This is a genomic window from Flavobacterium gelatinilyticum, from assembly GCF_027111295.1.
Taxonomy (GTDB): domain Bacteria; phylum Bacteroidota; class Bacteroidia; order Flavobacteriales; family Flavobacteriaceae; genus Flavobacterium; species Flavobacterium gelatinilyticum.
The window spans coordinates 4856368-4876993 of the sequence record NZ_CP114287.1 but is presented as its reverse complement, the minus strand read 5'-3'; the positions used below and the strand labels follow the sequence as shown (position 1 = coordinate 4876993).

The window sequence follows — 20626 nt, the reverse complement described above, 5'->3', positions numbered from 1 at the left end:
CAAAATCTAGTGGTTATTTTATTTTAATACCTCCTGAAACAAGAAAAAAATATAGCTTTGCAGTTATAAATATAATGCAATGATTAACCCATCAGCACCAGGCTGGATCGATAAATTTTTTAGTGAACAGAAGTTTTCAGAAGCAATTCCTTTTGAAACTACCGATTCGTTTTACTATAAAGTGAGAGAAACGGGGTTCATTTATGGACATATTATTGCAATCGATTCTCAAATTCCAATTGAAATTAAAGGATGGTTTAAAACCGAAATCTCAAAAACAGCTTTATTAAATACACTTTATAATGTTTTTTGTTTAGAGAAAAGAAGTTCTGAACCCAATAATTTTATAACCGAAGTTTTAAAATTCTACAAGCAGATGAATCCGGAAGGTTTCAATTTGTTTAAGATGCTTCTTCCAAAAGACAGTCCTTCACTTTCATTAGAAACTATAATAGATCAAAGGGTACAGACAAACGACAGTATCATCAGCAAAAACTTTTCGCATTTGGTAACCAATGCTCTTCTGTTTATTGATGTTCTGGCTTTTAGGCAATACCTCGAACATGGTGAAATTCCCGAAAAATATTTAAAACGTATTGAAGAAACTGTTTTAGGAATTGTTGGTCTGGCTTTAAAAACCAAAACCTCTAAATCACAGCACGATGATTTACTGATTAAACTTTTTGAAGCTTCAATCCGCTATTCAAAATTCTCGAAAGTTACGGTTGAAACTCTGGAAACCTTAAATCTTGATTATTTCAAAAACAAACTGGAGCAGTATTATTTGATTGATATGGCCGGAATGGCACTGTGGAGTGACGGTGTGGTTGAAAACGAAGAATCGTATTTTTTATATTCTTTAGGCTCTACAATGGGGGTTTCTGATGATTTTGTTGCCAAAAGTATCGATACAACACATACTTTTATCACAACTCATAAAAAGAAAATTCCGTACTTTAATTACTCAAATCCTGTTAAACATTTTTACGATCAGATGACACACAGTGTGGTAAAACTGATCATCAGAAACAAAAACAGGTTAATTAAGGAAATCGTTCAGAGTAAGGAATTGATGGTTTTACTGGCCTACTCCACTACAAGGGATCTCGATGCAAAAGAAAAGAAAAAAGTAAAAAAACAGCTTTTGGACATTTGTAAAACAATTCCGTCGCTGACTATTTTTTTACTTCCGGGCGGTAGTTTATTACTTCCAATCCTGATAAAATTTATCCCAACAATGTTACCGTCAGCATTTAATGAAAATCTTGACGAAAACGAATAAAATTACGTCTTATTTTAATACTTTTTCACCTTTAATTTCCCCTTAATTTCATTCATATGAAATATTTTTACTTAAACTGTAAAAATATAAAAATGGGAGTATCAATTAGTTTTGGTGATTATGAACCAGATATTGTACCTGAACCTTGGGAAGAATATCAGTATAGAGATTTGTACAGATCATATTACACACAAAGTATATCAATGAAAATAAATGGATTATTTCATTGCATAACTGCATTAACATCTTTAGAATTAAATAAATGTTATACTGATCCTGTTGAAAAAGGAGAATATCAGTCAAAAACTCCTAGAAATTGTTATTTGAGTGCCTTGACTATTTATATGGATAATAAAGGACGAATAATAAAAGGAGAAAAAATAAATACTGAATTTAAATTAATTTACAGTAATGGAAAACACATTTTAGATTCAAAATCCAAAATAAGTAAGGAAATAGAAAGATGTGTCGATAAGAAAGAACTTCATAATCTGATAATAAAAAACAAGCAGATTACTTTTAGAAATGGAAAAATATATTTATTAAAAAAGTTTCATGAATATATTATACAAGCTTCTATCTGCAATCGCAGAACTTATGTCAACTATACATATTTAAAAGTTTCTGAGAACCGTGATGAGTTAAATAACAAATTAAGTCTTTTGGGAATTACAACAGCTACAGTAGGTTTTGTACCTGGAAAAGCCCCAGTAATTGCTGATACTGCAATAAAAATTTTAGGATTTGCCCTAAGCGCAGAGCCTCGTTTTAGTCTTGCAGAATATACATACCCTGTAAATGGACCTGTTTATCTTGACGAGCAAACAATGTATCAAAAATATGAAAGAGATAATTCAAATGGCTATGTATCTCCTCAGAGATTAAAAGATAAAAAAACTTTAAAAAGAGATACTTTAAATGAATTAAAAGAATGGGGAATAAATACAAATTAATAAATAAAAGTATAATTGTCAGTTTGATATTATTAATATTAGCTCCTTCTTGCAAAAAACAAGAAAGGATTAATCATTATTTGATTAATCCTATTACAAAAGAAGCATTAGAAGAAAACGGCTTCTATAAATATTCATATACAGATACCATTGATGATGAAGACAAAATCAATGACACTATTAAATATATCGTTAGATACGACATGTTTACAAACGTAAAACCCGAAAAAAACGATCAAGGAGAAATATACCCTACCCAATTAGGACATTTTTATCGAGAAGATTCTATTAAGAAGAGAAAAAATATTAATTATCTTCAAAACGATTTAAACAACAGAATAATAACATATTTATTTCGAGACGGCAAATTGTTTTATAAATTTATAAAAGTTTATAACCAAAATCATTTCCAAAAAGAAATACCAGATTTAACAAGTGAGAAAAAAATAATAAAATACTATGATAGTCTAAAAATCAAGATACTACCTTTAAAAAATTCAATTAAGAATAATTATGTTACTAGATTTAAAATTGACAACAACAATGTCCGTATTTACTATTCAGATACTGATAAATCGTATGAAATAAATATTAATTATCTAAGTAATTATTATCACGATATTCTGGATGACTGGTATTCTGGATGCATAAATAATTCACGTTATTATTTGTAAACGAAAAACGAATAAAAAAAATCGCCCTTTTTGAGGGCGATTTTTTTCTATTATAAATCTAACTGATAAACACTATCAAGTTCCGCGTTTGAACTGATGGTAACATTTAAATCGGTTACAAAACCAGAATTTAATCCGTAAACCCAGCCGTGAAGCATAAGGTCCTGACCGTTTTTCCAAGCTCCTTGAACAATTGATGTTTTAGCTAAATTGTAAACTTGTTCTTTCGCATTGATTTCAACAAAGGTATTAAAACGCTCTGTTTCATCTTTAATTGAATTTAAATATTTATCGTGTAAACGGTATTCATCTTTAATATGACGGATCCAGTTGTCGATAATCCCTACAGACTGATTTCCCATTGCTGCTTTTACACCACCACATCCGTAATGGCCGCATACGATTATATGCTTTATTTTTAAAACATTTACCGCGTAATCCAAAACGCTTAACATGTTCATATCAGAGTGAACAACCATATTAGCAATGTTTCTGTGTACAAAAACTTCACCCGGTTTTGCACCAACGATTTCGTTTGCAGGAACACGGCTGTCAGAACATCCAATCCACAATAATGGCGGCTGTTGTCCTTTTGCCAGATCAGCAAAATAATTAGGATCTTTTGCTAATGAAGTTTCAACCCACTTTTTATTATTTTCTAATAACTGCTCATAAAATTTTCTCATTTTTTTATTTTTTGTGTGGTAATTTCTAATTCTAAAAATGTCTCAAAAAGAACTTGAATGTAAAGTTACCTAAATTTTGAGACTTCTTTTATCTAAAAAATGTCTTATTTTAATTATTCTTCTCTAATAACTTCTTTTCGAACCACTTCCCTTTTCGCCACATCATAATAATGTTCGATAGTAACATGATTGGCATTATCCGGAGTATTTTCCAGTTCATAAGCCTCTTTAAAACCCGTGAGTTTTACTTTTATGTTTTCATCTACAGCGCGGGTTTCTTTAAACTCCCGAATTAAATCCAGAACATCATGAGCAATATATTCCGTGTCATGAGCATTAATAATTACTTTTGAATTTTCAGGAATATCGCTTAAAGTCTGCTTTATTGCCGCTTTATTAAGGAACGAAACTTCCTGAGCTAAATCGATATGAATGATATCACCATCTTCGTATTCTTCTTTTTTGAAATTGTAGGCTCTTTTAAGATTTCCTCTTAAAACAAAAATGATACTAATAATGATACCCAACGCAACACCTTTTAGCAAATCTGTCGCAACAACAAAGACCAAAGTTGCAATGAAAGGGATAAACTGGTATTTTCCCTTTTCCCAGAAATGCATAAAAGTTGCTGGTTTTGCTAATTTATATCCAACCAAAATCAAAACCGTAGCCAATGTGGCCAGTGGAATTTTATTTAAAATAGTCGGAATAGATAATACACTAATTAATAAAAGCACACCGTGAATAATAGCAGACATTTTCGATTTTGCCCCTGCATTATTATTGGCAGATGATCGCACCACGACAGAAGTCATTGGCAGACCGCCTAAAAGTGAGCTTACAATATTCCCAACCCCCTGAGCTCTAAGCTCGACATTGGTGTTTGTATATCGTTTTTGAACATCCATTCTGTCTGATGCTTCGATACATAAAAGCGTTTCGATAGAAGCTACAATGGCAATTGTAACAGCCACAACCCAAACCTGCGGATTTGAAACGGCAGTAAAGTCCGGTGCAACCAGAATTGATTTAAATTCATCAAAAGATTTTGGAACAGGCAAAGAAACCAAATGTTCTTTTGCAATTGCCAGTGAGCTTCCGGTAGAAATAAAAAATTCATTTAGCACAACGCCAAGGATAACAGCCACAAGAGCTCCAGGCACCAATTTTAATCGTTTTAAAAAAGGTACTTTATCCCACGCAATCAATACTACAAGTGAAATTAACGAAACTACAACGGCACCTAAATGAATATGATTTAAAACATCGAACAGAAATGAAAATGAGTTACTTCCGTCATTTTGAATAAAAGCCTGATCGCCTTCAAAATCAGCATCGTAACCAAATGCATGCGGAATTTGTTTTAGAATAATAATAATCCCGATACCCGCCAGCATTCCTTCGATTACGTTTGTAGGGAAATAATTTGAAATACTTCCGGCTTTTAGAAATCCTAATACTAACTGAATAATACCTGCAATGAAAACTGACAATAAAAAGACATCAAAAGCGCCAAAATCAGTAATAGCAGTCAAAACAATAGCAGTTAAACCAGCTGCAGGTCCGGAAACACTAATATGCGACTGGCTTAAATATCCAATAACGATACCACCCACAACACCCGCAATAATTCCGGAAAATAACGGCGCTCCAGAAGCCATTGCAATACCTAAACACAATGGAAGAGCAACCAGAAAAACCACTAAACCTGAAGCAAAGTCAGACTTAAGGTTGGCAAAAAGATTGATTTTTTTTGTCATAATACAATACTAAAAAATTGATATATAAAGAACTGACTGCATTTAGATAAATACAGTTACTTTCAAAACAATCGGAAGTATTATATTAAATTGGGCGGCGGAGCAAATATGCTCGGAGAGATATTATCTAATTTTACAATGTTTTCAGAGATAATGGTTTTCTTTTCTACACAAACAGGCAGTAAAACCTCATGCTCTAAAACAACGGGATGAACAACATTTTTAAGTTCCTTGTGAACTTCTTCTTCCGCAATACTAAAAGACATTACCGTATTATTCCCTTTCTTAATCGCCTGAACAATGGTTGGGGTCGATAAGAAGGCAATAAATATGAATAATAATATGCGGGCTACAAATTTCATTGAAACAAAAATAACGTTAAACAAATAAAATCAAAGCAATGAGCGAAAAATTTTATACAATTTTAACAAAAAAAGTAAAGCAGAATGATCAAATCAGACCATTCTGCTTTTTAAACTATTATCAAACAACAAATTACAAAGTTTCATCAAGCCATGCATTCATCATCCAGATCGTTTTTTCCTGCTCTGCAATAAAGTCACTCATCATAGAATTTGTTCCTTCATCGTTAATTTCTCCTGATTTGTTTAAGATTTCCCTCTCTATCTTTAAAAGATCCGAAAGCGAATTTACGATCAGCTGAACCGCTTTTTCATCGTTTGAAATGTTCTTTCCAACCGCTAATTTATTGTTTGCGATATAATCTTCAAAAGTATGCAGAGGCGTTCCTCCAATTGTCAAAACTCTCTCGGCAATCATATCTATCTTTAATTGTGAATCTGTATATAGTTCTTCAAATTTTACGTGTAAATCAAAAAAACGTTTTCCACGGATATTCCAGTGAATCCCGCGAAGGTTTTGATAGTATACCTGAAAATTGGATAATAACACATTCAATTCTTTTACTAATAATTCTGATTCTTTTACAGGCAGTCCTAAAATATTTGTTTTCATAATCTGTATTTTTTTTCACTAATTTACTACAAATTTAAAGTAACTTTCAAAAAAATTAAATAATTAAAAATTATATTTTCTTATTTTTGCATCAAAATTTATTATCAAAATGACGATAACCCAATTACAATATGTGTTAGCTGTTGCCGAACACAAAAACTTTACTCTTGCTGCCGAAAAATGTTTTGTTACGCAACCAACATTAAGTATGCAGATTCAGAAAATTGAGGAAGAACTTAATATTTTAATCTTCGACAGAAGCAAAAAACCAATTCAGCTTACTGATATTGGTCAAAAGATAGTAAACCAGGCTAAAAATATTGTAAACGAAGCGGATCGTATTAAGGATATCGTGGAGCAGCAAAAAGGTTTTATTGGCGGCGAATTCCGTTTAGGGATTATTCCAACCATTATGCCGACACTTCTGCCAATGTTTCTAAATAATTTCATTAAAAAATACCCAAAGGTTAAACTTTTAATTGAAGAGCTTAATACCGAAGAAATTATTGTGAAGTTAAAAAACGGTCATCTGGATGCTGCAATCGCCGCAACACCGCTTGAAGACGAAAAAATCAAAGAAATAGTATTGTATTTTGAGCCTTTCGTAGCCTATATACCCGAGCATCATGCCAGTTTTGAGAAACAGGAAATCGAAGTTACGGATTTGAACTTAAACGAAATTCTGTTATTACAGGACGGACATTGTTTTAGAGACGGAATTTTAAATCTGTGCAAAAACGGATCAGATGTAGAACAAAACAACTTCCAGATCGAAAGCGGTAGTTTTGAAACCCTTATTAAATTAGCCGACGAAGGTTTGGGCACGACATTATTACCATATCTGCACACTTTAGACTTAAAAGAATCAGATAAACTGAAACTTCGCAATTTTAAGGAACCAAAACCTGCCCGTGAGGTAAGTTTAATTTACCCGAAGAGCGAATTAAAAATGCATATCATTGACGCATTGCGATCTACAATAGCCGGAGTTATAAAAGGAGCCATTGTTTTTCAGAATGTGCAGATTATAAGTCCGCTGCAAAAAAAACAGCAATAAAAAAGGAGCCGGTTCGGCTCCTTTTTTTATACTTTAATTAGTAGTAGACTTTCTTGTAGTTCTGGTTTTTCGATTACAAAACTTAGTAACCATTCTTGTAACTGCTCCATTTCATATGGTAACAGGGTTTTGATAGCTTTTTCTAACTCTTTGCAGAAAAGTACCGGATCGAAACTAACTCTCTCAAGTATTGATTTCGTGTAATCAAACATCATTTTTGACATAATAAAATAAGATTTTTTGGGGGTTATCTATATTTTTAAACTCGCAACAAATTTAATCAAATAACAATCACTGAGATTCATTTTAACTTATTTTTTTAAAAAATTTAGCAGCGAATACGTTTTCTTAATACGCATAAATCAATATAGAACCATTCTAAACAATTCATTTAAACCTTTTTAAAGGCTCTAAACATTTCTCGTTTTCCAGGAGGTCCTGCCAACTTTTCTACAGTAAATCCTACAGAAATCATGCTTCTTTTAACAACACCTCGTGCAGCGTAAGTAACAAGGACTCCGTTTGGCTTTAAACTATTGTACATTTTCTGAAAAATCTCAGTACTCCAAAGCTCCGGCTGGACCCTGTATCCGAAGGCGTCAAAGTAAATCAAATCGAAAATTTCAAAATCGTTTATTTCGTCAAAAAATTGTTTCCTTTTGGTTAACGAGAACTGGCTGCTAATTTCGTTTTTCTTGTCCCATTCCGTTTTATGCATTTTTTCAAAAATGTTATCAAATTCCAATGCGTTAAGTTCGGCCACATAATTCATCGCCAGAACTTCTTCTGCTTTTACCGGATATGCTTCTACCCCAACATAATCTATTTTTTGCTGCTTTTGTTCTGATTCTAAAAACGTAATAAAAGCATTTAAACCCGTTCCAAAACCAATCTCCAGAATACTCACCGGATTATTCTCAAATAATGACAAACCATTCTTTATAAATACATGTTTTGCTTCCTGAATAGCACCATGTTTTGAATGATAACTTTCATTCCATTCTTCTAAATGAATTGTCATTGAGCCATCTAACGTTTTAATTATTTCCCTTTTCACGATTTCGAATTTTTCAATAGAGTTTAACTGATTTTGAATCTGTTTTAATCGTCAAAAATACTCAAAACAAATGCGTAAAGCCTTAAAAATCGATAGTTTTTTCATAAATTCTTTATAAATCTCTGCTAAATTTTTAGGTTTATTATAAGATAAATAAATCTCAGTCAAAAGCCGGAATTAATGCTTTTTTACCAAGGAAATTATATATTTTTCCGTAATTTTGCATTCAATAGAACCTATTCTTCATCAGATCATTACATTAGATTTTCATCTGTTAAGAATTCAAATTTAGATAAAAACTTTACATAATTATGAGTACAACTCAAACTAGCAAAATTGAGATCAGAAAAGCTGATTCGTCTAAGATAAGCTCTGTAGACTTTGAAAACTTAAGTTTTGGTGCTGTATTTACAGACCATTTATTAGAATGTGATTACAAAAACGGGCAATGGCAGGCTCCGGTCATTAAGCCTTATGCTCCTATTTTAATGGATCCTTCTTCAAAAGTCTTTCATTACGGGCAGGCTATTTTTGAAGGAATGAAAGCTTACAAAGATGAGAACAATGATGTTTGGTTGTTCAGACCTGATGAAAACTACGAGCGTTTCAACAAATCTGCGGTTCGTATGGCTATGCCGGAAGTTCCGGAACATGTTTTTATGGAAGGTTTAAATGAGTTATTAAAAATCGACAAAGACTGGATCCAGAGAGGAAACGGAGCAAGTATGTACATCCGTCCTTTTATGATTGCTACAGGACCCGGAGTTATCGCAAATCCATCTGACGAATATAAATTTATGATCTTGCTTTCTCCTGCAAAATCATATTACGGAGGCGAAGTAAAAGTAATTATTGCAGAACATTTCAGCCGTGCTGCAAATGGAGGAATCGGTGCTGCAAAAGCGGCAGGAAACTACGCTGCTCAGTTCTACCCTACTAATCTGGCTAATAAGGACGGTTTCCAACAGGTTATCTGGACAGATGACGCAACGCATACAAAATTAGAAGAAGCGGGAACTATGAACGTTTTCTTCAGAATCAACGATACTTTATTAACTGCTCCGACAAGTGAAAGAATTTTAGATGGTATTACCAGAAAAAGCTTGATCGCAATGGCAGAAAAAGAAGGATTAAACGTTGAAGTACGTCCGGTAATTGTTTCTGAATTAGTTGAAGCTGCTAAAAACGGGTCTCTAAAAGAAATTTTTGGCGCAGGAACTGCTGCCGTAATCAGTGTTATAAAAGGATTCTCTTATAAAGATGAGTATTTTGAAATGGCCCCAATCGAGAATTCTTACGCTTCTTTCTTAAAAGAAAAATTAACAAATCTTCAAAATAAACTTTCTGAAGATACTTACGGATGGACAGTTAAAGTACAATAATCCAAAACCACAATAAAAACAAAAACCCGATAGATTTTCATTTATCGGGTTTTTAATTTTATAGAAGTTTAGAAAAATCTGGTTTAAAGTAATTTGGACCTTTCATTACTTTTCCGTCTTCGCGATAAATTGGCTGGCCATCTTCACCTAATTTACTCATATTACTGCGTTGGATTTCATCAAAAACGGCTTCAATTTTATCCTGTAAACCGTGTTCGATAATTGTTCCACACAAAATATACATCATATCACCAAGAGCATCAGCGATTTCGACAAGATCATTATTTTGCACCGCTTCAAGATATTCTTCATTTTCTTCTTTCATTAAATTATAACGAAGCAGTTTTTTAGTTTCTCCCAAATCAGCTATTGGAGACTGGCTGTGGCCTATTTTGAATGCCGTATGAAATTCAGTAACCGCGTCAAGTTGTTTTTTCATGTTTTTATTCTATTAAATGAACCGCCAAATTAGCAGCAAATCGTATACAATTCTCTAAATTTGCCAAAAATAATTTTATCTATGTTTAGTCAAGGACAATTAATATTCGGACTCTGTTTTTTTATCGCATTTGTTATCATTATGATTTTTGCTTATCGTAAAGATCTTAAACTTCACAAGATTTTTTATAAAGGAAATTACAAAGTATTACTTGTTTTTTTTCTTTTTATCGCCATTCTGTTTGTAATCAAAATCTTTTTAAAGAGATAACACAATCTATTTTTTTATTTCCAGTTATTTACCCTGACTCGCAATAAAATTTTATAACTTTACGCAAAACCTGCACCCAATGAAGATTCTAAAATACTTATTTCTATTACTATTATTAAGTCTAGTTGCTCTGACTGTTTTTGTTGCTACTCAAAAAGGGATTTTTTCTGTAGAAAGAAGCAAAGTAATAAATTCGCCAAAAGCAGCAGTTTACAATTACATTAATGATTTTAGAAACTACGAAGATTTTGAATCATGGGCGGTTGAAGATTCAACCCTTCATTTTACTTTCCCAAACAAAACAGCAGGTCCGGGAGGTTCTTTTTCATGGACAGGCAGCGAAGGTTCAGGAAACGCCATTACCCTAAAAACTAAAGAAGGGGAAAGCATTGAGCAGAAAATGAAATACGACGGTACTGAAGGCGATGTAATCTGGACGTTTAAAGACACGCTGGCAGGAAAAACAAAAGTAACCTGGAAAGCCAAAGGAACTATGAGTTTCTTATTCAAAATTTATGCTGCCCTTAATGGAGGTTCTGATAAGGTTATTGGAACTATCTCTGAAAAAAGCCTTGTAAATATTGATAAAAATCTGGATTACGAAACCAAAACCTATACTATAAAAGTAAACGGGCTGATTAAGAAAACGGAAACTCCGTATATCAAACAGACTTTTACAAGCGAAATACCGAAAATCAACAAAAACGCCCGAATCGTTATTCCGAAACTTATTCATTTTAGCGAAACTAACGGATTAAGCGCAAGCGGAAAACCTTTCATTATTTATCATACCTACGATACTGCAAGGGGTCTGGCAAAAATTTCGATTTGTTTACCAATTAACAAAGAAATCTCAATTAGCTCCGGAAGTGATATTTTAGCCGGAAAACTAAATGAGTTTGATGCTGTAAAGACAACTCTGAACGGAGATTACTCGCATACTACTGAAGCAATCGCAAAAACAACTGCTTACATAAACAACGAAAAGATTACTCCGGAACTGGCATGGTCGCATCTGGAAATTTTAGCAGTGAGCAAATTAGACGTTAAAAGCCCGTCTAAGTTAGTGACCGAAATTTATTTCCCAATTAAACCAAAAGTTGTTCCTGCAGCACCTGCCCCAGTATCAGCCGCAGGACAGGTATATAATTCCGGAACAGAAACTGGCGAACCAAAACCTGCAGCACCAAAGCCTGCCGTACAAAAACCTGCTGCACCAAAACCTGCCGCTACAACACCACCGGCAGAGAAACAAGAAGAGGAACAGTCAGAATTTTAATTTTTTTTTTCGAGGTTGATTAAACCTTTTGTATAAATTTTATTCTAACTGATTATAAAGTTTGATAAATCGACGAAGTTTGACCGACGAAAAGGAGTTTATACAAAAATTACTAGATCCTAAAACGCAAAATACAGCGTTTCAAAAACTTATATCCGATTATCAAAAACCTTTGTATTCTCATATTCGAAACATTGTTTTGAATCATGATGACACAGATGATGTTCTGCAGAATACTTTCGTAAAAGTATTTCAGTACTTAAAAAACTTTAAAGGAGAGAGTAAGCTTTTTTCCTGGATGTATCGAATTGCAACTAACGAAGCGCTGACTTTTCTAAACCAGAAAGCAAAATTAAAAGGCATCACTTCTGAAGAATTACAAAATAAAACCATCGAAAATTTAAAATCAGATGTTTATTTTGACGGCGATGAAATCCAGCTTAAACTTCAAAAAGCAATTGTAACCCTGCCCGAAAAACAGCAGCTGGTTTTTAAGATGAAATATTTTGAAGAATTAAAATACGAAGAAATTGCCGAAATTTTAGGAACATCAGTTGGTGCATTAAAAGCATCTTATCATCATGCCGTAAAAAAAATTGAATTATATGTTACATCAAATTAAACCTTTTATAACTAATCTTATCTTATAGACATTATGAAAGAATTTAAATTAGAAAACGAACCGAAAACAGCATCGGGTTTTAAAGTACCCGATCATTATTTTGATGCTTTTTCGGCAAAAGTTTTAGAACAGATACAGGAAAAAGAAGTAAAAGTAATTCCGATTTACAAACGTAAAAAAGTAATCTCAATAGCTGCAGCGGCTGCCATTATAATTGCTTTTTTAATCCCAACGGCAAATCATTACTACAAAGCTTCAAAAGAACTTGACGAGTCAACTCTGGAAACCTATTTAGCGTATCAGTCTACTTTAAATCAATATGACATAATTAGGGAACTGGACGAAAATGATATTGATAAATTAAATAAAAATGTTGCCCTTGAAAACGAAACCCTGGAAGACATTTTAGCTTCTAATCCGAATATTGAAAATTTAATTTCCGAATAAAAACAAAAATAGTACGATATGAGAATCAAAAATATAGCAGCATTACTTCTGTTTTTAGTCACTTTTTCATTTTATGCCCAAAACGATAAAGATGATGAAAAACGTGAAAAAATTAAGGCTTTTAAAGTTTCTTTTTTAACTACAGAACTGGAACTTACACCAGCAGAAGCAGAGAAATTCTGGCCTATTTATAATGCATACGATGACAAACAGTTTGAACTCCGTCATGAAAAAATGAAAACGTATCTGCGTAAACTTACTGATGAAACCGTAAACTCTATATCAGAAAAAGAAGCAGCTGCACTTTTATCTCAAATAGAAAGCACAGACAAAGAATTATATGTTTTACGAGAAAAATATATGACAAACCTGAAAAAGGTGCTTTCGGCAAAAAAAATACTAAAGCTTAAAAAATCCGAGGACGATTTTAATCGAAAATTACTAAAGCAATATAAAGCAGGGAAAAATTAACTGCTTTCAACATACAACAGCGATAGGAACCCTATATAATAATACTTACTTTATTATTTAGGGTTCTTATTATTTATTTAAAGTTTAGTCGGACCACTTTATTATATCCTGCAGCAATTGCTGTATTTCTGTTTACAAAACGAATAGTAAAAAGTTTTGAATCTGTAGAAAGCTGCATCCAGTTTTCGCCGCCATTCTGAGAATACTGAATTCCTTCTGAACCTACACAGATAATCTCTCTTCCGTTTCCTCCCGGAACATACTGTACACAAGACGCATACCCAAAACCCATTCCCTGGCCAATTAGTTCCCAGGTTTTTCCGCCATCTTTAGTAAAAGCTTTATTATCTGTTTTATTGCCCAGCTGATCATAATCTCCGCCAGCAATAAATCCTTGTTTCGAATCGTAAAAATCGGCTGTAAAAATACCTGTCATTTGTTTTCCCTGAACAATAGGCGTTTCTACAACTTTCCATGTTTTAGCTTTATCAGGAGAATAAAAAACACGTGCTTTTTTCCCGCCCGAAACCAGCCAGGTATCATTTCCTTTTATAACAATATTGGTATTGCTGGCAGAAAAAGCAGCTTCGCCAACAGAATTTGTTGGTAATTTATCCGAAAGTAATTTAGTCCAGGTTTCACCACCGTCGCGGGTTACAATAATCGAAAAAGTATCTTCGGTAGGATCTCCAATCGCAATACCTTCTTTATCATTCCAAAACTGCATACTGTCGTAAAACACTTTTGGATGAATTTCTTTGTAAACTAATTTAAACTTGTTGTCTTTTTTTGAAACCGAATACAGCATTGCCGGATTTCCAACACTCAGAAGAAATATATCTTTAGAAGTCTGAGCAATGCTTCTAAATTCTAAATTAAGTGTATCACGATAAATACGCTCTTCGAATTTCTCTTTTTTATCTAAATCAAAATAACCAAAACGGGAATTATCTGCACCATACCAAATTCTGTTTTTATCAACAGCAATGGCCCTTATACTAATATTATCCTGAAAAAGAGTATCTATTTTTATAGAGGTAAAACCACTATTAATTTCTTTTTTACTTTCATTAAGCGTTTTAAAAGATACAAACAAAACGAAAGCACCACAAAATAGTATAATTTTTTTCATATAATTAGATTTTGGTTAACGCTAAAATACAATTATTTATAACATCTCAAATATCTTTTCCTTTTTTTAAGAAATAATAATTTTTGTATCCCTTCTTTACAATAATAAAACAGAGCCTTAACAAACAAAAGCTAAAACACTAAATACAAACAACTTATACAGAAGCAAACCCCTAATAAAATTTGTGGCACAGTAATTGGATATCTCGTAGTATTAATATTTAATATGATTTCATCATGAAAACGAAACTACTTTTTATAGCGCTTTCAGCATTAGTTTTTGGTTCTTGTTCAGCACAAAATCAAGCTACTGTTTATGCAAAAAACTCAGACATAAGCGATAATTTAGATCTTAGAGCTGTTGCTTCTATGTTTGGTGAATCAGCCAATCTTCAGGATTTCGAAAGAAGATTAAACGATCCAAAATATCAAATATCTAACCTTGACTTAAACGGCGATAATGAAGTAGATTATTTACGTGTAATCGAATCTGTAGAAGACAGAACCCACGTGGTAATTATTCAGGCGGTTTTAGATCGTGACGTTTATCAGGACGTAGCTACGATTGACGTAGAAAGAGACAATTACAACAAAGTAAGTGTTCAGATTGTAGGTAACTCTTATTTATATGGTACAAACTACATATATGAGCCTGTTTATAATGTAGTTCCTGTAATATACAGCTCTTTCTGGGTAACCAACTACAGACCTTACTATTCAACATGGTATTGGGGATATTACCCAACTTATTATACAGCATGGACGCCTTATCCGGTTTACAGATACAGAAATAATGTAAACGTGTGCATCAATGTTCACAACACATATACTTATGTAAACACCAGAAGAAGCTATAGAGCGCCTGTAATCTACGAAACAAGACGTACTTATGGTTATGAAAGAATGAGACCTAATTATAGTTTTGCAGAAAGACATTCTAATGTAAGCAACAGATATGATCTGGATCAAAGAAGAACAGCAAACAGATCGTATAGTTCAAACCGTTCTAATACGAACAGAGTTTCTTCTTCAGAAAATAGAAATTACACTACTAACAGAACGTCTTCTGACAGAACCTACAACAATACAAATTCTAACAGAAGCTATACTAACACAAATTCCGGCAGAACGTATAACAATACAAATCGTTCAGCAAACACAAGTAGAGAAAACTCTGCATCTGTAAGTACACCTGCAAGAAATGAAAACACACAGAGAACAGATTACAGCAGAAACAACTCGACTGTAACTGCTCCACAGACACGTTCAGAAAACAGAAGCTACAGCAACAGATCTTCTGCTCAGTCTGGTGAAGCATCAAGAGGTTACTCTGAAAACAGGGCAGCTTCAAGACCGGCACCAGCACAAAGAACTGAAGCCCCAAGAAGCTATTCTGAAAGCAGATCTAATACCAATACTTCAAGAGTTCAAAGTACACAGCGTACAGAATCTCCAAGAGTAAATCAGGAATCAAGAGGCGGCCAGCCTCAAAGAGAAAGTGGTTCGGGTTCAAGAGGAGGCGGAAGAAGAGGATAATGATAATTGAATTTTCACTTTAAACTAAAAGCACAATTTGGGGATTGTGCTTTTTTTTATCTTTTTAATTATTAATGCAGCTAATTTGTTTTAAAACAGTAAATTTGCATCCGTCTTTTATTAAAAATATACATGAGCGCATCGCAAAAAAACTTACATAGTAAGTTGTCTATTGGGGGTTTATTGATAACATTAGGGATAATTTACGGAGACATCGGTACTTCTCCGTTATATGTAATGAAAGCCATTCTTGGCGGCCATACTATAAATGCCGATATTGTATTAGGGGGTATTTCATGTGTTTTTTGGACACTGACTTTACAAACTACAATTAAATATGTACTTATTACCTTAAGTGCAGATAATCATGGCGAAGGTGGTATTTTTGCACTTTATGCCTTAGTCAAGAAAACTAAAATTCAGTGGCTTATTGTTCCCGCCATTATTGGAGGAAGCGCACTTCTTGCCGACGGAATTATTACACCGCCTATCTCGATTTCATCTGCAGTTGAAGGAATCAGGGCCTTTTATCCAACAATGAAAACAAAAACTATTGTTTACATTGTAATTACCATTTTATTCATCTTATTTACCATACAACAATTCGGAACCAAACTGGTTGGGAAATTTTTCGCTCCTATGATGCTGATATGGTTTGCGATGCTGGGAACTTTAGGAGCAATACAAATTGCACAATTCCCTGAGGTTATTAAAGCCATAAATCCGTATTACGCGTATCATTTACTATCAATACATCCGGATGGTTTTTTTGTTTTGGGCTTTGTATTCTTATGTACAACCGGAGCCGAAGCTTTATATTCAGACATGGGGCATTGCGGCCGAAAAAATATACGAATAAGCTGGATTTTTGTTAAAGCCACTTTAGTCTTAAATTATTTTGGGCAGGCTGCTTATCTTATACATCATGAAGGAAGTACTTTACAGCAATTAGGAGGCGAAAACGGAAATCCTTTCTATTTAATTATGCCGCATTGGTTTTTACCATTCGGAATTGTGGTAGCAACTTTAGCTGCTGTTATAGCTTCTCAGGCACTTATCAGCGGTTCGTTTACCTTGATTAACGAAGCTATGCGTCTAAATTTCTGGCCAAAAGTAAAAATCAAATATCCTACGGAGGTTAAAGGTCAATTATACATTCCTTCTATCAACTGGTTATTATTCTTTGGCTGTGTGGGTATTGTACTCCACTTCGAAAAATCAGGAAATATGGAACATGCATATGGTCTTGCTATCATTTTGTGTATGATTATGACAACTATTCTGCTTAATTACTACTTAATCATGAAGCGTGTAAAATTGTATTTCATGGTACCGCTTATCACAGTTTATCTTTTAATTGAGTTTAGTTACCTGATTGCCAATATTACTAAGTTTGCAGAAGGCGGTTATGTAACACTGATTATTGCCATTTTACTGATTTCGATAATGACTATTTGGTATCTGGCGAAGAAAATCAACAAGAACTACACAAAAGTGGTCAAAATTGAAGATTACAAAAAGGTTTTAATGGAATTGAGCGAAGACCTTTCGATTCCGAAATACGCCACGCATTTAGTGTACATGACCAATGCTAATCGTGTTGACGAACTTGAGGAAAAAGTAATCTATTCGATTTTACAAAAACGTCCAAAAAGAGCTGACATATACTGGTTTGTTCACGTAAATATCCTTACCGAACCTTACAAAACACAATATAAGGTTACCGAAATCGCTAAAGACGATATTTACAGAATCGATTTTAATTTAGGATTTAGAGAACCTACCAAAATCAACTTAATGTTTAGAGAAGTAATTCGTGATATGGTAAAACGCGGTGAAGTGGACATTACAAGCCGTTACGAATCTTTGAACAAAAACAATATTATCGGAGACTTTAAATTTGTTTTGTCTGAGAAATTCTTATCAAACGACAACGATTTAAGATGGCATGAAAACATCATCATGAACTCGTATTTCTTTATTAAAAAGCTGAGTTTATCCGAAGAAAGAGCTTTTGGTTTAGACAGCAGTTCTGTAAAAATAGAAAAATTCCCAATGGTGCTTCATGCTCCGGAGAATATCGGTTTAACGAGAATTACAAAGTAAAATCGTTAACAGAAATAAATTTCAGAAAACACTCTTTTAAAACTTTATAAGAGTGTTTTTCTTTTAAAACGAAAGTTGAATCAAGAATCAGAATTAAAAATTTAACTTTCAATCAATTAATAGTACCTTTGCAACTCAAATATTAGAAATGAGATTACACAGAAATTTAGTTTATACTACCATCGATTCTTTGAATGCAATTTTCAATGAAGGTGAATATGCAGATAAAGTGGTAGCCAGAGCATTAAAAAAAGACAAACGCTGGGGGAGTTCAGACAGGAAGTTTGTTGCTGAAACGATATACGAAATTGTCCGCTGGAAACGTCTTTATGCAGAAATTGCAGAAGTAAAAGAACCATACGACAGGGATAATTTATGGAGAATGTTTGCCGTTTGGGCAGTATTGAGAGGATATCCTATCCCGGACTGGAGACAGCTGGAAGGAACTCCCGAAAGAAAAATAAAAGGCCGTTTTGATGAATTATCTAAAAACAGAGCCTTAAAAGAATCTATTCCGGACTGGATGGATGAACTCGGTGTAAAAGAACTTGGCGAAAAAGTTTGGGCCAAAGAAATTGCAGCTCAAAACCAGCCTGCTAAAGTTATTTTAAGAACCAATACACTTAAAGGAACTAAGGAAAGCCTGAGAAACACCTTAATGGATTTAAATATCGAAACTGAATATTTAAAAGATCAGCCGGAAGCTTTGGTTTTAAAAGAAAGAGCAAACGTATTTTTAACCGACGCTTTTAAACAAGGTCTTTTTGAAGTTCAGGATGCCAACTCTCAATTAGTTGCCGGTTTTTTAGACGTACAACCAGGAATGCGCGTCGTAGATACCTGCGCAGGAGCGGGAGGTAAAACACTCCACATGGCTTCCTTAATGAACAATAAAGGTCAGTTAATTGCTATGGATTTGTATGAAAGCAAATTAAAGCAGTTAAAATTAAGAGCTAAAAGAAACGGTGCTTTCAATATCGAATACCGCATTATTGACAGCACAAAGGTGATTAAAAAATTACACGAAAAAGCAGATCGTGTTTTAATTGATGCACCCTGCAGCGGATTGGGGGTTTTAAAAAGGAACCCTGATTCGAAATGGAAATTACAGCCTGAATTTATCGACAATATCCGTAAAGTTCAGAGCGAGGTTTTAGAAAGTTATTCTAAAATTGTAAAACCAGGTGGAAAATTAGTGTACGCTACCTGTTCTGTTTTACCTTCAGAAAATCAGGAACAAGTTGAAAAATTCCTAAAAACCGAAATCGGACAGCAGTTTACTTTTGTAGAAGACCGCAAAATGCTGGCTTCGGAATCTGGTTTTGACGGATTCTATATGGCTTTATTGGAACGCAAAAAGTAAAGTATCTAAAATTCCAATTTTGGTACTTAAATATTTAAAAACCCAAATTTCAATACTTGAAATTTGGGTTTTTATTTTACTATTGAAATTTACAACAAACTAGGTTTTCTAAGCAGTTTTCCGTTTTCGTTTTCTTTGAATTTCGGAACAAAAACAATTTCTTTTGGTTTTTCAAATTTTCCCAGATTATCAAAGAAATCAGGAGAAAAATCATATTTCTCCCCTTCTATTACCAAGATTAATTTCTCACCCAAAGTTGTATCCGGAACACCGGTTACAAAAAATCGGTTCGGAATTTTATCAATCAATTTTGCTTCAATCTGCTCCGGAATCAGCTTCACTCCGCCACTATTGATTACATTATCAATTCTGCCCAGAAAAACAAACTCTGTATTACTTACTAAATCGACTAAATCATTGGTAACAATTGGATTCTCTGAAATAGATGAAACGTAAATAACCAGACAGCCTCGATAGTCTTTTTCAATTTTCACATTTGGCAGAATCGAAAAAGCTTTCTCCCCTATTCTTTTGGCAGCAATATGAGTTATGGTTTCGGTCATTCCGTACGTCTCGTAGATTTCCGTTTTCAGCGGCAAAAGTTTCTCTTCTAGAGCGCTGTCCAGTTTTGCACCGCCAATAATCAGTTTCTTTATATTGCTCAGTTTCTCAATTGAATTTTGAACCTGCAGCGGTACCATTGCTGCAAAATCATATTGCTTGTTACTGTAAGCCAAAGGCTCTGTTCCTGGCGTTACTATATCTAATTCCAAACCTAAAATCAAACTTCGAACCAGCATCATTCTTCCGGCAATAAACTGGGTTGGCAGGCAAAGCAATGCCTTATTTCCCGGTTCTAAACCAAAGAAATCGCCCGTTGCCAATGCCGACTGAATCATGGCCTGTTTTTCAAGCCGTACTACTTTGGGAAGTCCGGTTGTGCCGGAAGTTGTCATTTCGATATAATCCTTCTTATCGAACCAATCGAGAAAAAATTCTCCAATAGCTCTTTCATAAATATCTCCTTCTTTGATATAACCGTAACCAATCTGGCACAAATCGGCAGCATTTAGGTGATATCCGTTCAGTTTAAAATAATTATGTACTTTTTTATGTGTTAAGTTCAGCATGATAGA

21 protein-coding genes are annotated in these 20626 nt (G+C 33.7%); 12 read left to right on the top strand and 9 right to left on the bottom strand.

Annotated elements, in window-relative coordinates:
* Positions 1-79: 79 nt before the first annotated feature.
* The 3 genes from OZP11_RS21130 to OZP11_RS21120 all read left to right on the top strand — a co-directional run bounded on the left by OZP11_RS21130 (position 80) and on the right by OZP11_RS21120 (position 2909).
* Positions 80-1282: an LETM1-related biofilm-associated protein gene (locus OZP11_RS21130; RefSeq protein WP_281232472.1), complete on the top strand. Its 1203-nt coding sequence runs from the start codon at positions 80-82 to the stop codon at positions 1280-1282.
* A gap of 92 nt (positions 1283-1374) precedes the next feature.
* Positions 1375-2235 (top strand): hypothetical protein, encoded by an 861-nt coding sequence (locus OZP11_RS21125; RefSeq protein ID WP_281232471.1) that lies wholly within the window; start codon positions 1375-1377, stop codon positions 2233-2235.
* A complete protein-coding gene (locus tag OZP11_RS21120; protein ID WP_281232470.1) occupies positions 2214-2909 on the top strand; it encodes a hypothetical protein in 696 nt (231 codons plus the stop codon). Before OZP11_RS21125 ends, OZP11_RS21120 begins: the two co-directional genes overlap by 22 nt.
* 50 nt (positions 2910-2959) lie before the next feature.
* On the opposite strand, the gene can is transcribed toward OZP11_RS21120, so the two are convergent.
* From can to OZP11_RS21100, 4 genes are all read right to left on the bottom strand, one after another.
* A complete protein-coding gene (can, locus tag OZP11_RS21115) occupies positions 2960-3595 on the bottom strand; it encodes a carbonate dehydratase (RefSeq protein WP_281232469.1) in 636 nt (211 codons plus the stop codon).
* A 113-nt stretch (positions 3596-3708) separates the two neighbouring features.
* Positions 3709-5355 (bottom strand): SulP family inorganic anion transporter, encoded by a 1647-nt coding sequence (locus OZP11_RS21110; protein ID WP_281232468.1) that lies wholly within the window; start codon positions 5353-5355, stop codon positions 3709-3711.
* A gap of 80 nt (positions 5356-5435) precedes the next feature.
* Positions 5436-5717: a hypothetical protein gene (locus OZP11_RS21105; protein ID WP_281232467.1), complete on the bottom strand. Its 282-nt coding sequence runs from the start codon at positions 5715-5717 to the stop codon at positions 5436-5438.
* A gap of 133 nt (positions 5718-5850) precedes the next feature.
* Complete coding sequence (locus OZP11_RS21100) at positions 5851-6330, bottom strand: Dps family protein (RefSeq protein WP_281232466.1); 480 nt, start codon at positions 6328-6330, stop codon at positions 5851-5853.
* 109 nt (positions 6331-6439) lie between these two features.
* On the opposite strand from OZP11_RS21100, the gene OZP11_RS21095 reads away from it, so the two are divergent.
* Entirely contained in the window at positions 6440-7387 is a 948-nt protein-coding gene (locus OZP11_RS21095) for a LysR substrate-binding domain-containing protein (protein ID WP_281232465.1), read from the top strand.
* 26 nt (positions 7388-7413) lie between these two features.
* Here OZP11_RS21095 and OZP11_RS21090 read toward each other — a convergent pair whose 3' ends face one another.
* Complete coding sequence (locus OZP11_RS21090) at positions 7414-7611, bottom strand: hypothetical protein (RefSeq protein ID WP_281232464.1); 198 nt, start codon at positions 7609-7611, stop codon at positions 7414-7416.
* A gap of 167 nt (positions 7612-7778) precedes the next feature.
* The gene (gene mnmC2, locus OZP11_RS21085; protein WP_281232463.1) at positions 7779-8444 is read right to left on the bottom strand and encodes a tRNA (5-methylaminomethyl-2-thiouridine)(34)-methyltransferase MnmC2; all 666 of its coding nucleotides are present in this window, start codon (positions 8442-8444) and stop codon (positions 7779-7781) included.
* Between the two features lie 311 nt (positions 8445-8755).
* Between mnmC2 and OZP11_RS21080 the strand changes: the two genes are divergently transcribed.
* On the top strand, positions 8756-9826 hold the full coding sequence (locus OZP11_RS21080; RefSeq protein WP_281232462.1) for a branched-chain amino acid aminotransferase: 1071 nt from the start codon (positions 8756-8758) through the stop codon (positions 9824-9826).
* Between the two features lie 58 nt (positions 9827-9884).
* On the opposite strand, the gene OZP11_RS21075 is transcribed toward OZP11_RS21080, so the two are convergent.
* Positions 9885-10265, bottom strand: coding sequence for a nucleoside triphosphate pyrophosphohydrolase family protein (locus OZP11_RS21075; RefSeq protein WP_281232461.1), 381 nt, complete (start codon positions 10263-10265; stop codon positions 9885-9887).
* Positions 10266-10614: 349 nt separating this feature from the next.
* Between OZP11_RS21075 and OZP11_RS21065 the strand changes: the two genes are divergently transcribed.
* The 4 genes from OZP11_RS21065 to OZP11_RS21050 all read left to right on the top strand — a co-directional run bounded on the left by OZP11_RS21065 (position 10615) and on the right by OZP11_RS21050 (position 13354).
* On the top strand, positions 10615-11814 hold the full coding sequence (locus tag OZP11_RS21065) for an SRPBCC family protein (protein ID WP_281232460.1): 1200 nt from the start codon (positions 10615-10617) through the stop codon (positions 11812-11814).
* 79 nt (positions 11815-11893) lie between these two features.
* Positions 11894-12436, top strand: coding sequence for an RNA polymerase sigma factor (locus tag OZP11_RS21060; RefSeq protein ID WP_281232459.1), 543 nt, complete (start codon positions 11894-11896; stop codon positions 12434-12436).
* A 33-nt stretch (positions 12437-12469) separates the two neighbouring features.
* Positions 12470-12883 (top strand): hypothetical protein, encoded by a 414-nt coding sequence (locus OZP11_RS21055; RefSeq protein ID WP_281232458.1) that lies wholly within the window; start codon positions 12470-12472, stop codon positions 12881-12883.
* An 18-nt stretch (positions 12884-12901) separates the two neighbouring features.
* Positions 12902-13354: a sensor of ECF-type sigma factor gene (locus tag OZP11_RS21050; RefSeq protein ID WP_281232457.1), complete on the top strand. Its 453-nt coding sequence runs from the start codon at positions 12902-12904 to the stop codon at positions 13352-13354.
* 73 nt (positions 13355-13427) lie between these two features.
* Here OZP11_RS21050 and OZP11_RS21045 read toward each other — a convergent pair whose 3' ends face one another.
* Positions 13428-14486, bottom strand: a complete 1059-nt coding sequence (locus tag OZP11_RS21045; RefSeq protein WP_281232456.1) for a WD40/YVTN/BNR-like repeat-containing protein — start codon at positions 14484-14486, stop codon at positions 13428-13430.
* Positions 14487-14722: 236 nt separating this feature from the next.
* On the opposite strand from OZP11_RS21045, the gene OZP11_RS21040 reads away from it, so the two are divergent.
* The 3 genes from OZP11_RS21040 (at position 14723) to OZP11_RS21030 (ending at position 19490) form a co-directional block, all read left to right on the top strand.
* Complete coding sequence (locus OZP11_RS21040) at positions 14723-16021, top strand: hypothetical protein (RefSeq protein WP_281232455.1); 1299 nt, start codon at positions 14723-14725, stop codon at positions 16019-16021.
* A gap of 132 nt (positions 16022-16153) precedes the next feature.
* Entirely contained in the window at positions 16154-18127 is a 1974-nt protein-coding gene (locus OZP11_RS21035) for a KUP/HAK/KT family potassium transporter (protein WP_281232454.1), read from the top strand.
* Between the two features lie 148 nt (positions 18128-18275).
* Entirely contained in the window at positions 18276-19490 is a 1215-nt protein-coding gene (locus tag OZP11_RS21030; protein ID WP_281232453.1) for an RsmB/NOP family class I SAM-dependent RNA methyltransferase, read from the top strand.
* 89 nt (positions 19491-19579) lie between these two features.
* On the opposite strand, the gene OZP11_RS21025 is transcribed toward OZP11_RS21030, so the two are convergent.
* On the bottom strand, positions 19580-20620 hold the full coding sequence (locus tag OZP11_RS21025) for an AMP-binding protein (protein WP_281232452.1): 1041 nt from the start codon (positions 20618-20620) through the stop codon (positions 19580-19582).
* Positions 20621-20626 lie beyond the last annotated feature (6 nt).